Genomic DNA, 13,294 nt, shown 5'->3' with positions numbered 1-13,294 from the left:
GCGATTGTTCCCTTACGATTCCACCCACAGGCGCTTGAGATTGGCGCTGCTTTTATTGATCAGTTCGAATTCTTCGGTTTTGCCCTCGCGCTCGAAAATGGAGCGGGCGACGCGATCGAGATCAAAGAGGATTTCCCGTTCATCGGCACGCCGCACGAGGCTCTGCGCCCAGGTCACCGCCACTTCGCGGCGACCGCGCGTGACCGGTTCGACGCGATGGAGGACCGTGGTCGGATAGACAATCGCCGAACCGGCAGCGAGCTTATAGGCAGCCTCCCCGCTTGTCGTTTCCATCACCAGTTCGCCCCCGTCATAGGTGTCGGGTTCGACGAGGAAAATCGTCACCGAAATATCGGCCCGCATGTGGTCCGGCCCCATCAGGGGATTGTCCATATGGGTGCCGAATTCCATGCCAGGCTCGTAGCGCGCAAAAAGCGGCGGCGCAAAACGGCGCGGCAGCACGGCTCCGGCAAAGACCGGATTAGCCTTCAGGGCTGCGATAACCTTGTCCTGCGCCGCGGCGAGCGCCGGCCCTGCCCCGAGCTGCTCGTTGTTCTTGACCAGCCGCGACGCCCAGCCCGAGCTCAAGACGCCATCGACGAAAACGCCCGATGCGACGGTCCCCCGCAGATCCGCCAGAGCGTCGCGATCAAGCACGTCGCCGATACACAGGATCATGCCGCTGTTCCCCTCGCAGGCAAAAGTTGACACTCAGTGTCAGTTACATAGTTGACACTAACTGTCAGTTTATCTACCCCTTGGCTCGGCGGTCCGCAAGCCGCGAAGAACAGGCCTGGAGGGTTTCTCGTGGAGCGTCGCACGCGGATTTGGATGGGTCTGGGCACGGCATTGCTGGTGGGCGGCGCGGGTGCAAATTCCCCCGCGATTGCGCGGCAGAATCCCGGCCTCGAATCCGAAGTCCAGCAGCCCTCCGCCGTGCAGCCGACGCGGCCGCGCGTGCTCGTCGCCCAGGCAGAAGCGGCCGGTGAAGGCGGGCCGGGCGAAGGCGGCGGCGCCGTGCTTGGCACGATCACCGAGTTTCGCCTTGCGACCAATGATCCCAGCGCCTTTGCTTACGATGCGAAGAGCCAGGTTTCGGCCTATGCCGCGCTGGTCTACGACACCTATACCGCTACCAATATGGCAGGCCAGGCACTCAGTGATGCAGTAGCGGCCCTGCAGGCTTCCCCGACCGACGAAACCCTGGCCGCCGCCCGCACCGCCTGGTTTGCGGCGCGCGAAGCCTATCTCAAGACCGAGGCATATCAGTTCTATGCCGGCCCAGTAGACATTCCCGCCATATCGGCCGATGCGCCGGGCGGCCCGCTGCCGCGCCTCAATGGCTGGCCGGTTAACCCCGCTACCATCGACGCCATCCTGGGGGACACGGCGCAATCGCTCAATTTCCGCGCTATTGCCCGGCTCAATACCGTCGAGCCGACGGTGAATATCACCACAGGCCTGCATGTCGCCGAATATCTGCTCTGGGGTGTTGACGGCGCGCTGCCGGCCTCGGCCTTCGAAGGAGACCAAGGCGCGCGTCGTGGTGAATACCTTGCCTCCGTAGCTCGGCTTTTCGTCAATGACACAGGCGCACTCGTCGCCGCCTGGGCGCCCGATGTCGGCAACAATTATCGCGCCTCAGTGGAAAGCATGGATCAGCGTAATGCACTGGGCCGGGCCTTCAACGGCATGACGGTGCTGATCGGCTACGAAATCCCCCTGCGCCGCATTGGCGCCGCGCTCTTCCCGGCCAACAAGAACTTTCAGCCCTCGCCATTCAGCGGGACTTCCGAGGTGGACAACGCCGCATCCTTCGCCGGAGCGCGCGCGGTCTATTTCGATAGCGGGCTCGATGCGCTGGTCAAGGCGAGCAATGCCGAACTGGCGGGCAAGATCGAAGCAGGCTTTGACCGCGCGACCAAAACCCTCGACGCCATGGACGCGCCCTATGCCCGGTTCCTCGCTCCCGCTTCCGGCAGTCCCGAACGCGCTGCAGGCGAGGACGCTGCCCGCGCCCTGACCGATCTGGCACGCGACCTGCGCCAGGCCGCCAACCAACTTGGCGTGCTCGTCGTCGTACCCGGCATGTAGCCGGCAACAGATTTCGACCGTCGGGCAGTGGCCCGCCGGAGAAAACGCAGGCCCGGATGCGCCCGATCCGCCGTCCCGGCCCAACTGGAGGACTTCAATGCTTACCCGTAGCCTCATCATCCTCGGCACCGCGCTGATGGCCAGCACCGCCATGGCGCAGGACATCACCTCTTCGGTCGATTTCACCACCGACAAGGCCAACGACTTCCGCGGTCTCGCCTATGGCGCCGACGGCAAGATTTACGTCTCGGGCCACATCGGCAATCCCAGCGCCGAAACCAATCCGGCTTCGCACGTGATCGTCGGCCGCTTCAATGCCGATGGCACCCCGGATACCGGTTTCAGCGAAGATGGTTTTGCCGAAGTCGACCTGCCGGGCGGCACGATCGAGCAGTCGCTTGCCGTGGCTCCGCTCGCCAATGGCGATGTGGTTGCTGCGATCAATGCCACTGAGGAAGACGGCGGTATTTCCGTCTATCTCGTGCGCTTCGACGCGACCGGCAAGCAGGTGACCGGCGACGCATGGGGCGGCGAGACTGGCGCCCTCGAAGTCGTCTTCGGCTGGGCCAATGCGAACAATGACGCCTTCCCCGGCGTCGAAAACCCGCCGCAGGATACCGCCTGGGATCTCAAGGTCGACAATTCGAGCGGCGAAGAAAGGCTCATCGTCGCCGGCCACGGTTCAGCCGCCGAAGGCTCGGGCCGCACCGACGCCGACCGCTATGTGGTTCGCCTTCTGGCTTCCGATGGCTCGGTCGACGCCTCCTTCAATGGCGGCAAGCCCTTCACCTATCAGTCGGCCCAGACTTTTAACGAAGGCGGCCGCCGCGTTACCCTGGGTGCAGACGGTTCGATCATGAGTGCCGGCTACACCAACCTCGGCGAAGCACTGCGCAACCACGTCATCCTGATCCATCTCAATCCCGATGGCTCGCTCGACGAGAATTTTGGCGGCTTCGTCTCCCCGCAGTCCTCGGCTGAAGCCGTGGGCCTTGCCGCGACCCCCGGCATTGCCATCTTCAACCCGTTGGTGGCCGATGGCGGCTTTGCCGAAGGCTATGCCGCGGTGCAGCTTTCCGATGGCAGCTGGGTGACGACCGGCTATGGCGGCGCAACTGCCGAAGCAACGCCCTCAACCCTGGGCTTCAAGACCACCGAAGCGCCCGATCTCGTCGCGTTCCGCGTCAAGGGCAAGGAACTCGACACCACCTGGGGCAGCAATGGCTCGGCCGTAGTGCAGTCCGAGGGCCTGACGGGCCTCAAGTCGGCCGAAGAACGCGGACGTCTCCTCGTTGGCCTTCCCAATGACCGCACCCTCCATGTTGGCTACTTTGGCGGCATCCCGTCTGCCGTCGTGCTCGACAGCACCGGCAAGCTCGATACCACTGTGAGCGAAGACGGCATCCTTGCTTTGCCGAACGACACCGTGTCCGCCCAGTTCTTTGGCGCTGCCGTGTCGCCCGATGGCAAGCACGTGGCTCTCACCACCAACAACAATGCCGGTGGCGCGCGCCTCGTAATCCTCGACCTGCAGGAATAGGCCGATACAAATCTGATGGAATGGGCGGCCGTAACGGCCGCCCATTTCGTCTTTGGACGGAAGAAAAATGAAGATAGTTCAGAGCGCTGCCCTGATCGTCGCCGCCTTGCTGGCCTCCGCATTGCCGGGCCATGCGCAGGACACAGCTTCGCCCGCCCCGGCATCGCTCGCCGACACCATCGCGCTCGGAGAGCCGATCTATGTGCGCCGCTGCCAGGAATGCCACGGCGCAAAGGGGGGCGGCTTTGTCGGCCCGAAACTCTCCGGCAATCAGCGCCTCGCCAATGCCGAATTCGTCATCCGGCAGATCACCAATGGCAGCGCCGACATGCCCGCCTTTGGCAAGCGCCTGACTCCCGAGGAACTGCTGGCCGTTGGCACCTATGTCCGCAATTCCTGGGACAATAGCTACGGTGCTTTTGTGGAGTGAAGGTGGATTGGGCCCGCTCACCGTTGCGGTTACGTCAATCCCTCTTCGCCCGTGGCGAGGGGCGCTTCGGGGGCGCCCCTGCCTGATACTCGCCCGTCATTCGGCCGGCTGGGTCTTAAGCTGGTCAGCATTTCTGGACTTGCCCTCCCCGAGCGCGCCCTGCCCCAGCGCTACGATGATGGCACTAGCTGCGCCCGCCACTACCGAGACCCAGAAGCCATGCTGCGGGCCATAGGCGTCGACGAGCCAGCCGGCGGTGAATGATCCCAATGCCATGCCGATACCGATGCCGGTCATCACCCAGGTAACGCCTTCGGTGAGCATGGACTCCGGAACGCGCCGCTCGATCAGGCCGAATGCGGTGATGAAGGTTGGCGAAATCGCGACGCCGCTGATGAACACGGCAACCGCAAGCGCTGCCACCGAGCTCGTGGAAAACAGCAGCGGGATCGAGGTCACCGCCAGCACCCCGACGGCGATCATCAACTGGCGATGCAGAGCCATCTTTGGGTTGATCGCACCCAGCACAAGGCCAACCACGAATGACCCCACGGCATAGACGCCGATGACGAGGCTAGCAGCGCCGGCCTGTCCCAGGTCCTCGGTGATCGCCACCGCGCTGACCTCGGCAGTGGCGAACATGGCACCGACAAAGATCAAGGCCAGAGTGATGATCTGGACCGGGCGCAGGCTGATGGCCGAGCCCCGCGCCCTCCCGCCAACATGGGCCCGAACCTTTGGTTCGCTGCCGCGCTGCAGCAGGAAAGCCACTGTGCCCAAGGCAAGAAACGCCGTGCCGGCAACCATGCCTGCTTCCGGAAAGACCGACACGGACAAGGCCACGGAAACAGAGGCACCGGCGATGTAGACGAGTTCATCGGCGGAAGATTCGAAGGCAAAGGCGGTGTTGAGTTCGGGACGGTCACGGAAGAGTTCGCTCCAGCGGGCGCGGACCATGGCGGAAATGCTGGGCATGCTGGCCGCGAGAAGCGCCGACACGAAGAGCGTCCAGATCGGCCAGTTCTGGTTCGCCGCCAAAATCAGCGCGACGAAGGCGAGGACCGAAACCAGCATGGCCGGCGCCACCACGGCGGATTGTCCGTAGCGGTCAACCAGACGCGATATCTGCGGCGAGGCAAAGGCATTGGCGATCGCGAAGGTCGCCGAAACCGCGCCGGCGAGCCAATATTCGCCGTGGGTCTGGGACAGCATGGCGACGATCCCGATAGGCGCCATGGCCATGGGCATGCGCGCGACAAAGGCAGCGGCGGCAAATCCCTTGGCGCCGGGCGCCTGGAAGATCTGAGCATAGGGGTTGGACATTTCACCCATCCTTGATGAACTCTCGCAACGCTTATATACGTTACGTATGTGAAATGGATATTGGCATACATCTCGTATGTCAATCCAAATACGTTGCGTATGCGAATGGAGTGACATGGCCGGAAAATCGCGGAAGGAAACCATGGCCGAGACCCGCCAAAAGCTCCTGGCTGCGGGACGAAAGGCTTTTGGCACTATCGGCTATGCAGCGTCCTCCATGGACGACTTCACAGCGGAGGCCGGGCTCACCCGCGGCGCGCTCTATCACCATTTTGGTGACAAGGAGGGATTGCTCCGCGCAGTGATCGAAGAGATCGACGGCGAAATGTCGGAGCGCCTTCTCGCCATCTCGGTCAAGGCACCGACCCGATGGCAGGGGCTGGTCGATGAATGGATCGCCTATATCGAGATGGCGCTTGAGCCCGAAATTCAGCGCATCATGTTCCGAGACGGCCCTGCCGTGCTCGGCGACCTCTCGCAATGGCCCAATGCCAATGCCTGCATCATGGCACTCAAGAGCAATCTGGATGCCGTCAAGGCCGAAGGGCAGTTGATCGATCTCGATACGGAGGTCGCCGCCCGCCTGATCAATGGCGCGAGCACCCACGCAGCGACCTGGATCGCCGGTGCCGACGATCCCGAGGAAACCTCGAGGCGCGCGGTAACCGGGTTCCGGGCGCTGCTCGAAAGCCTGCGGGTACCAGCGACCGACCCGGAAGGGGCAGCGAAACCCAGGCGATAGCCGCCGGCCCTTCGGCAGCAGGATCGGCCTTCTGCCGTGCCGGAGAGACCTGCACCGCCCTCGATAGACAGCATCTTGCCATAGTCGTTATAACGTCATAACACTATTTCGTGCAGCGGTTTGGAGAAGCCGCTGGCATGAGGATGGGAGAACGACAATGAAAGCATGCAAGGGATGGCACCTGGCCACAATCGGCGCGCTGATGCTGGCCACGAGCGTGGGGACGCAGGCCGCCGAGATTTCGTTTCTGACGCATTGGGGTCCGGATACGGTGGCGCTGCTCGACGCCGCCATCGACAAATATGAAGCCGCCAATGCCGGCGACACCATCACCGTCCGCGCCGTGCCCTTCGGCGACCTGCTGACGACGCTGCGCACCTCGGGTGGCGGCGCCGGTGGCGCGACGATTGCCGGCATTTATGATGCATGGCTGCCGGATCTGGTGCGCGACAGCCTCGTCAGCGCCGCGCCGGAAGCCATTGCTGGCGACACCACAACCAATTGGCCGACTGGCGTCGTCAGCGCCGCCTCCGTCGGCGGTTCGCTCTATGGCATTCCCAACGAAATCGACGTCTATGCGCTCAACTACAACAAGCGCCTCTTCGAGGAAGCCGGCATTACCGAGGCCCCCAAAACCTGGGACGACTTCCTCGCCGCTGCCGAAAAGCTGACCGATGCCTCCAAGGGCCAGCAGGGCTTTGGCCTGATCAATTCCTGGGCCGCTGGCGTGCTGCATCCCTTTGCCTCGCTGCTGGTCTCCAATGGCGGCGACTTGATCGTCGATGGCAAGCCGGTGCTCGACAGCCAGGCGGCCAAGGAAACCTTTGAGCTTTACGAAAAGCTCATCACCTCGGGCTTTTCCGACCCCGCCATGGCGACCGCCGACGCCAATACCACCGGGCCCTTCCTCGACAATTTCGTCTCGGGCAAGACCGGCATGATCATCATGGCCAATTGGTGGGAATCCGCGCTCAAGGCCGGCATGGGCGATGCCTTTGCCGATATTGCTACCGCGCCCATTCCGGTCGGCCCCTCGGGCGACACGGCGCGCTCGATTTCCTATTCCTGGATGACCGTGGTCAACGCCCAGGCAGCGCCCGAAGAACAGGAAGCAGCGTGGAAATTCCTCTCCTGGCTCAATGGGCCGGATTCGGGCGAGAACGGCGCCTCGGCCATGGGCGATATCCTGATGTCCATGGGCATCCTACCCTCGCGGACGTCCGACGTTGCCGCCTTTGGCGACCGTCTTTCGAGCGACCCGTTCCTGCTCGGCTACACGGAGACCCTCTCCGACGCAAAACCCTTCCCGGTGGTTTTGGGTGGTCAGGAATTCTCCGAATCCCTGCAGCAGACGCTTGAAGCACTGCAGTTCGGCCAGGTGACCGCCGCCGATGCCCAGGCCAATGCCCAGGCTGACGCTACGGAAATCCTCGAACGCAACGCCAAGTAGTCATCCATTTGAGCGGGCGGGGCTGCTTGCCTCGCCCGCATTTTCTACGCAGGCAGATTTCTCGGATGACAGGCCGTCAGACCCGCTCGACCATAGGCATGCTCGCGCCCGCCACGGGGCTCATTGCCATTTTCGTCCTTGTGCCCATGGTGCTGACCATTGGCCTCTCATTCACGCGATGGTCGACGCAAACGGGCTTTGAAACCGCCAGCTTTGTGGGTCTTGCCAACTTTGCCGACCTCCTGGGACCGACGTCCATAGGCCGCGACTTCCGCGCCGCCTTCGGCAATACCGCGATCTATACCGCGCTCTCGGTGGCGCTGATCCTGCCGCTGTCCGTAATGCTTGGCCTTCTCGTGCACCAGACCTTTGCCCCCGGTGGCATCCTGCTGCGCACCGTACTCTTTTCCACCTATATGGTGCCGATGATCGCCGTGGCGCTCGTCTGGTCAAAGCTCTATTCGCCGACCGAAGGGCCGATCAACCAGATGCTCGGCTGGGTCGGCATTCCGCCGCAGACCTGGCTGTCCTCGCCAAGAACGGCGCTGGTCTCCATCGTCATCCTCAATGTCTGGCAGCAGGTGGGCTATTTCACCGTGCTCGCCGTCGCCGGCCTGACGCAAATTCCGCGCTCGCTTTATGAAGCCGCGCTTGTCGATGGCGCCTCGGCCTGGATGCAGTTCTGGAGGATAACACTGCCGCTGCTGCGCAATACCTTGCTGTTCTCGGCCGTCATCGCCGTCATCAATGCCGTGCAGGTGTTCGAACCCGTGGCGCTGATCACGCAGGGCGGGCCGGTCAATTCCACCAATGTCATGACCTATCATATCCGCCGCGTCGGCATCGAGCGCGCGCAGGGTGGCCTCGGCTCAGCCATGGCCGTTACGCTCATGCTGTCGCTGATCGTGGTCATCGTCCTCCTGTTCACCCTGCTGCGCGACCGGGGAGAACAACGATGAGCAGCATGCGACCCTATCGGCGTCATCCCCGGACCTGGCGGCGCGGCGCTTTGACCCTCGTCATCCTCGCCATTGCCGTGGCGGCCGCCTTCCCGCTGGTCTGGATGGTGCTATCGAGCCTCAAGACCCCCGAGGAAAGCATGCAGGTGCCGCCGGTCTGGTGGCCCGGCTCGCCCAATCTCAACGCTTTTGCCGAAGTCGCCGATGTCGTCAGCCTCGGGCGCTCCTTCGTCAATTCGGCTTTCATCGCCGTCGTGACCACCGTCGCCATTGTGGTGACCAGCCTCATGGCCGGCTATGCCTTTGCCAAATATCGCTTCAAGGGGCGCGACTGGCTCTTTGCCATTCTGATCGCCACCATGTTCCTACCGCCCATCGTGACGCTGATCCCGCTCTATCGGCTCACCGGCTATCTCGGGCTCAATGCCAATCTGCTTGGCGTGGTCGTGCCCAATCTCGCCAATGCTTTCGGCATTTTCCTCATGCGCCAATATATCAAGGGCGTGCCCGATGACCTCATCGATGCAGCGCGGGTGGATGGCGCTTCGGAGTTCCTGATCCTCTTCAAGATCGTCGCACCCTCCGTGCTGCCGGCCATTGCGGCGCTCACCCTCTTTGCCTTCGTCTATCATTGGAACAGCTATCTCTGGCCACTGACCGTGTTGCAGGGCAATACCGATCAATATCCCATTGTCATCTCGCTCAGCCGGCTCCTGAGCTACAATCGCGGCGCCATGAATACCGGCCTTGTGATGGCCGGGGCGACCCTGGCCGTGCTGCCGCCGGTTATCCTCTTCGTCTTCCTCCAGCGCTTTTTCGTCGATTCCATCGTCGCCACGGGGGTGAAGGGATGAGCACGGTTCTCGCCATCGATCTTGGCGGCACGCGCTGCCGCATCGGTCTTGCCGATAGTGTCGACCCGGCTGGAGTGAGGCTGGTCGAAAACGTCGCCGCCCCGCAATCGCGCGCCGATTTCCTCGATCTCGTTCGCGCCCTGCTGACGAAGCACAATGCCCGCGCCCTTGGCCTCGGCATTCCCGGCCTTGCCCAGAGCACGGTCTGCCGCTGGGTGCCGAACCTGCCTTATCTCGACGGGCTCGATCTCGCTCAAGCTCTGCCTGATATCTCCATCGGTCTCGGCAATGACGCGCAATTGAGCCTTCTCGGCGAAGTCCGTGGCGGCGCCGCGAAAGGGCTTTCCGACGCCGTGCTCCTCGCCATCGGCACAGGCATAGGCTCGGCCGTGCTCGCCTCGGGCACAATCATTGCCGGCCACGCCGGCGGCGCCTGTTCCTTCGGCTGGGCCACCGCTGATCTCGCCGACACTGGCGAAGATGTCAGCGGCTGGCTCGAACGTCAGGCTGCCGGAAGGGCGCTCGATCGGCTGGCACAAACAATCGGCCTGGGCAAAGGCCACGACCTCATCGCCGCCGCCCGCTCCGGCGATCCAGCGGCGCTGGCGCTGCTGGCCCGCCCCATGGACGCGCTAGGCACAGCAATTGGCTCGGCCGTCGCCCTGCTCGATCCTTCGGCAATCATCATCGCGGGCGGCGTCGCGGAAGCCTTTGACGTCATCGAACCAATGCTGCGCAAAACCGTCGACCGGCGGCTGCCGCCGCACCTGCGCGGTGTTGCCCTGTTGCCGGCCCAGCACGGCGCCCGGGCCGGGCTGGTCGGCGCAGCCTATGCCGGGGCCCTCGGCCCCAATTGGAGGAGGACATAATGAGCGACGAACCTGCGGGCCTGGTGCGCCCCGACCGGCGCCGTCCGGAACCACTGTGGCACCAGGCGGAAATGGCGCTACGCGACCTCATCGACCAGGGCGAATGGGCACCGGGGCTGCAAATCCCCAATGAGGATCGCCTCTGCGAAATGCTCGGCATTTCCCGCATTACCCTGCGCCACGCCCTGCGCAATCTCGAAGAGGCCGGCATGCTCCGCCGCGAGCATGGCCGCGGCACGTTCGTGCGCTCGGCCACCATGGTGGCCGGCGTCCGCGGCCTCACCAGCTTTACCGATGAAATGCAGACCCTTGCCGTTTCGCCGGGTACGCGCCTCCTCCTGGCGCAGGTCATTTCCGCAACCCGCGAGATTGCCGAAGCGCTCGAAATCGCCGAGGGCGACAGCGTCGTGCAACTCCGCCGCCTGCGTCTCGGCAATGGCCAGCCCATCGGCATCCAGACAACGCACCTGCCATCCGTGCGCGTACCCGGCCTCTTTGAGGCCGCCTCGGACGTAACCTCGCTCTATCGCTGGCTCAAGGACAATGCCGGCATTGTCCCGGTCAAGGCCAAGGAAGTCTATCGCGTCGGCGCCGTCGCTGCCGGCGATGCCGACGATCTCGAACTGCCGGTCGGCACCCCGGCCTTCGAGGTCGAGCGCATCACGTTCGACCAGCGCAGCCCCTTTGAATTTGCGGTCTCCACCATGCGTGCCGACCGCTACGAAATCCGCTCAACCCTTTACGTCTAGTTTGAAAGGCCAGACCCCATGTCCACTCTCTTCATTTCCAAGCTCGCGGCCATCGCCGAAAAGACTGCCGGCGAAAACGAAGCAGCATTCGAAGCCGCCTCCAAGGCCATGAGCGAGACCCTCGCCAATGGCGGCCTCGTGCATCTCTATGGCTCGGGCCACTCCGTGCTGCCCGTGCAGGAAACCTATCCGCGCTATGGCTCCTATCTCGGCTTCAACCCGCTGACCGACCCGCGCGTCATGTGGCACAATATTCTGGGCGCTGGCGGCGTGCGCGAACTGCTCTGGCTCGAACGCACCGAAAAGTATGCCGAAAAATTCCTCGATCATCAGCCGCTCAATCCCGGCGACACGATCGTCATCTTCGGCCATTCGGGCAGCAATGCCTCGGGCATCGACACCGCCCTCTATGCAAAGGAACGTGGCCTCACCGTGATCGCCATCACGGCCAAATCCAATGCCAGCAAGCCGGCCACCCATAGCTCCGGAAAACGCCTGCCGCATGCCTCCGACATCGTCATCGACACCGGCGCGCCGGTGGAAGACGCCATTGTCGACATCAAGGGCTGGAGCCGTCCGGTTTCGGGTTCGTCCACTGTCCTCGCCATGATCATGATGCATGAACTGGTGTCGCGCACGGCGCAAAAGCTGGCCGACAAGGGCATCGAACTGCCGGTCTTCGCTTCGCCCACCATTCCGGGCGTCACCCTGCACGATACCGACATTATCTATGGCCAGTACCGCGAAAAGATGATCGACGCGCAGTCCAAGCATCTGGCACAGTTCAAGAAGACCATGGCCAACGAGGGCTGACCGACGCCTTAGTCGCATAGAAAAGATCGGCACGAGCCCACTGCTCGTGCCGATCGTGCGTCAAAGCAGGCCAGAAAAGGCAGATACAGAAAAATCAAAATTTCGGGGAGCTGTGGCTGGGGTGCTAGGATTCGAACCTAGGAATGCCGGTACCAAAAACCGGTGCCTTACCACTTGGCGACACCCCAACTGGCGCGGTTCCTACACCGTTTGCCAAGGCCGTGCAACACGGCTTGTCGAGGCACTAAAATAGGCGTGGGAAAGTCGGTGGAGGCAAGCCAAATGCGTCTCTGCGCAGCCGACCAGCAGGAGCTTTGGCGGCGCAAGGCGCCGTTCAAGTTGCTAATTTCATTGGGAAGGTTTGGTAGCGAAGCCCAGATTCGAACTGGGGACACACGGATTATGATTCCGTTGCTCTAACCAACTGAGCTACTCCGCCCCAAGGGGCTCGACCTGCGTCGATGGCGCCTTACTAAGATCGAGGGGCCCGGTCTGTCAAGCACCGAGACCTTTCACTTATGATTTTTCCAACTGCTCCGTGTAACCGCAGATCGGAACATGTTCTGCATTAAACTTGGGGTCCGTCGCGCCCGTCCGAGGACGATTCATCTCCAATGATGTACCTTCCCGCCAAAGGCCGGATTGGGAGTCATACGCGATGAAAATATTGAGCGATTTGCTCCCGGGAACGCCGGTTTCCCTGATTGCCGAATTTACCGCCCTGCCGAACCGTGAAGACGCAATTGCCGAGCTCTTGGCTGACCTTGCGGTAAAGGTGCGCGCCGAGGCGGGCAATGTCGTCTTCGACTGCTATCGACGATTGGAAAACCCCGCGAAATTCGTGGTCTACGAAATCTACCGAGACAAGGCAGCGTTCGAAGTTCACATCGCAGCCAGCTATGGAGCCGAGTTCAACGCCAAGCTGGGAGAGCTGATCGTCGAACCCAACTCCATTCTGACGTTCCTTACGCCGCTCGGCGCAAGCTGAGACATCAAACGGCTTCTAGTCAGGCGCGGGCCGCTGGCGGAAGAGATTCGGACGTGACTTCTCGCTCTTGGCCTTTTCGGCGTCGCGAGCCCGCTCTTCCATTTCAACCGTTTCGTGCGGGCGACCATCTGGTCCCCGCCTGGTCATGGGTTGGTTCTGCTGGCTTTTCGGGTCGGATTTCATCGAGGTCACACCCGTGCGACGCCCAGCATAACCACGGCGAAAAGTATGGCGGCGCCACCTATCCACAATGCCAGGGCGAGCAGCGAAAAGCCTTCAATGAATTCAAGACCGGTTTTGTCATGCTCGTACATGAAAACACTCCTCCTCTTTACTCATAGAACGCGGCGGCCGAGAACGAGTTGCGGGGCCCCTAGAAGTACTAGGACATTTCGGAGAGACCGTTCAATAATCGACACCAGTGCGTTGCAATTGTATCGCTATGAACGACTGGCGGCGTCGCTTACATTCCTACTCGAACAC

14 protein-coding genes and 2 tRNA genes are annotated in these 13,294 nt (G+C 62.5%); 11 read left to right on the top strand and 5 right to left on the bottom strand.

All coding sequences use genetic code 11. The features are described from left to right. Window positions 1-12: 12 nt before the first annotated feature. Window positions 13-678: a Fe2+-dependent dioxygenase gene (locus ACSQ2A_RS08795; protein WP_436071894.1), complete on the bottom strand. Its 666-nt coding sequence runs from the start codon at window positions 676-678 to the stop codon at window positions 13-15. 129 nt (window positions 679-807) lie between these two features. Between ACSQ2A_RS08795 and ACSQ2A_RS08790 the strand changes: the two genes are divergently transcribed. The 3 genes from ACSQ2A_RS08790 to ACSQ2A_RS08780 all read left to right on the top strand — a co-directional run bounded on the left by ACSQ2A_RS08790 (window position 808) and on the right by ACSQ2A_RS08780 (window position 4,064). Beyond that, window positions 808-2,094, top strand: coding sequence for an imelysin family protein (locus tag ACSQ2A_RS08790; RefSeq protein ID WP_436071893.1), 1,287 nt, complete (start codon window positions 808-810; stop codon window positions 2,092-2,094). A 97-nt stretch (window positions 2,095-2,191) separates the two neighbouring features. Beyond that, window positions 2,192-3,634 carry a hypothetical protein gene (locus ACSQ2A_RS08785; RefSeq protein ID WP_436071892.1) on the top strand — a complete coding sequence of 481 codons (1,443 nt, stop codon included), beginning with the start codon at window positions 2,192-2,194 and terminating at the stop codon, window positions 3,632-3,634. 67 nt (window positions 3,635-3,701) lie between these two features. Next, on the top strand, window positions 3,702-4,064 hold the full coding sequence (locus tag ACSQ2A_RS08780; protein ID WP_436071891.1) for a c-type cytochrome: 363 nt from the start codon (window positions 3,702-3,704) through the stop codon (window positions 4,062-4,064). Between the two features lie 96 nt (window positions 4,065-4,160). On the opposite strand, the gene ACSQ2A_RS08775 is transcribed toward ACSQ2A_RS08780, so the two are convergent. Further along, a complete protein-coding gene (locus ACSQ2A_RS08775; RefSeq protein WP_436071890.1) occupies window positions 4,161-5,387 on the bottom strand; it encodes an MFS transporter in 1,227 nt (408 codons plus the stop codon). Window positions 5,388-5,502: 115 nt separating this feature from the next. On the opposite strand from ACSQ2A_RS08775, the gene ACSQ2A_RS08770 reads away from it, so the two are divergent. From ACSQ2A_RS08770 to ACSQ2A_RS08740, 7 genes are all read left to right on the top strand, one after another. Then, on the top strand, window positions 5,503-6,129 hold the full coding sequence (locus ACSQ2A_RS08770) for a TetR/AcrR family transcriptional regulator (protein ID WP_436071889.1): 627 nt from the start codon (window positions 5,503-5,505) through the stop codon (window positions 6,127-6,129). Window positions 6,130-6,286: 157 nt separating this feature from the next. Further along, window positions 6,287-7,579: an ABC transporter substrate-binding protein gene (locus tag ACSQ2A_RS08765; RefSeq protein ID WP_436071888.1), complete on the top strand. Its 1,293-nt coding sequence runs from the start codon at window positions 6,287-6,289 to the stop codon at window positions 7,577-7,579. Window positions 7,580-7,644: 65 nt separating this feature from the next. After that, window positions 7,645-8,538, top strand: a complete 894-nt coding sequence (locus ACSQ2A_RS08760; protein WP_436071887.1) for a carbohydrate ABC transporter permease — start codon at window positions 7,645-7,647, stop codon at window positions 8,536-8,538. A 5-nt stretch (window positions 8,539-8,543) separates the two neighbouring features. Beyond that, window positions 8,544-9,392 carry a carbohydrate ABC transporter permease gene (locus ACSQ2A_RS08755; protein WP_436072274.1) on the top strand — a complete coding sequence of 283 codons (849 nt, stop codon included), beginning with the start codon at window positions 8,544-8,546 and terminating at the stop codon, window positions 9,390-9,392. After that, window positions 9,389-10,261 (top strand): ROK family protein, encoded by an 873-nt coding sequence (locus ACSQ2A_RS08750; RefSeq protein ID WP_436071886.1) that lies wholly within the window; start codon window positions 9,389-9,391, stop codon window positions 10,259-10,261. Before ACSQ2A_RS08755 ends, ACSQ2A_RS08750 begins: the two co-directional genes overlap by 4 nt. Further along, complete coding sequence (locus tag ACSQ2A_RS08745) at window positions 10,261-11,010, top strand: GntR family transcriptional regulator (RefSeq protein WP_436071885.1); 750 nt, start codon at window positions 10,261-10,263, stop codon at window positions 11,008-11,010. The genes ACSQ2A_RS08750 and ACSQ2A_RS08745 overlap by 1 nt, the downstream gene beginning before the upstream one ends. An 18-nt stretch (window positions 11,011-11,028) precedes the next feature. Continuing rightward, window positions 11,029-11,823: a sugar isomerase domain-containing protein gene (locus tag ACSQ2A_RS08740; protein WP_436071884.1), complete on the top strand. Its 795-nt coding sequence runs from the start codon at window positions 11,029-11,031 to the stop codon at window positions 11,821-11,823. A 113-nt stretch (window positions 11,824-11,936) separates the two neighbouring features. Here ACSQ2A_RS08740 and ACSQ2A_RS08735 read toward each other — a convergent pair. Next, window positions 11,937-12,011, bottom strand: a tRNA-Gln gene (locus tag ACSQ2A_RS08735). Between the two features lie 174 nt (window positions 12,012-12,185). Continuing rightward, window positions 12,186-12,262, bottom strand: a tRNA-Met gene (locus tag ACSQ2A_RS08730). Window positions 12,263-12,490: 228 nt separating this feature from the next. Here ACSQ2A_RS08730 and ACSQ2A_RS08725 point away from each other — a divergent pair. Further along, on the top strand, window positions 12,491-12,811 hold the full coding sequence (locus ACSQ2A_RS08725) for a putative quinol monooxygenase (protein WP_436071883.1): 321 nt from the start codon (window positions 12,491-12,493) through the stop codon (window positions 12,809-12,811). A 188-nt stretch (window positions 12,812-12,999) separates the two neighbouring features. Here ACSQ2A_RS08725 and ACSQ2A_RS08720 read toward each other — a convergent pair whose 3' ends face one another. Beyond that, window positions 13,000-13,125, bottom strand: a complete 126-nt coding sequence (locus ACSQ2A_RS08720; protein ID WP_295415574.1) for a hypothetical protein — start codon at window positions 13,123-13,125, stop codon at window positions 13,000-13,002. Window positions 13,126-13,294 lie beyond the last annotated feature (169 nt).

Source organism: Devosia sp. LjRoot3, from assembly GCF_964252865.1.
GTDB lineage: Bacteria > Pseudomonadota > Alphaproteobacteria > Rhizobiales > Devosiaceae > Devosia.
The sequence above is the reverse complement of the archived record's forward strand: the minus strand, read 5'-3'. Positions and strand labels throughout refer to the sequence as shown.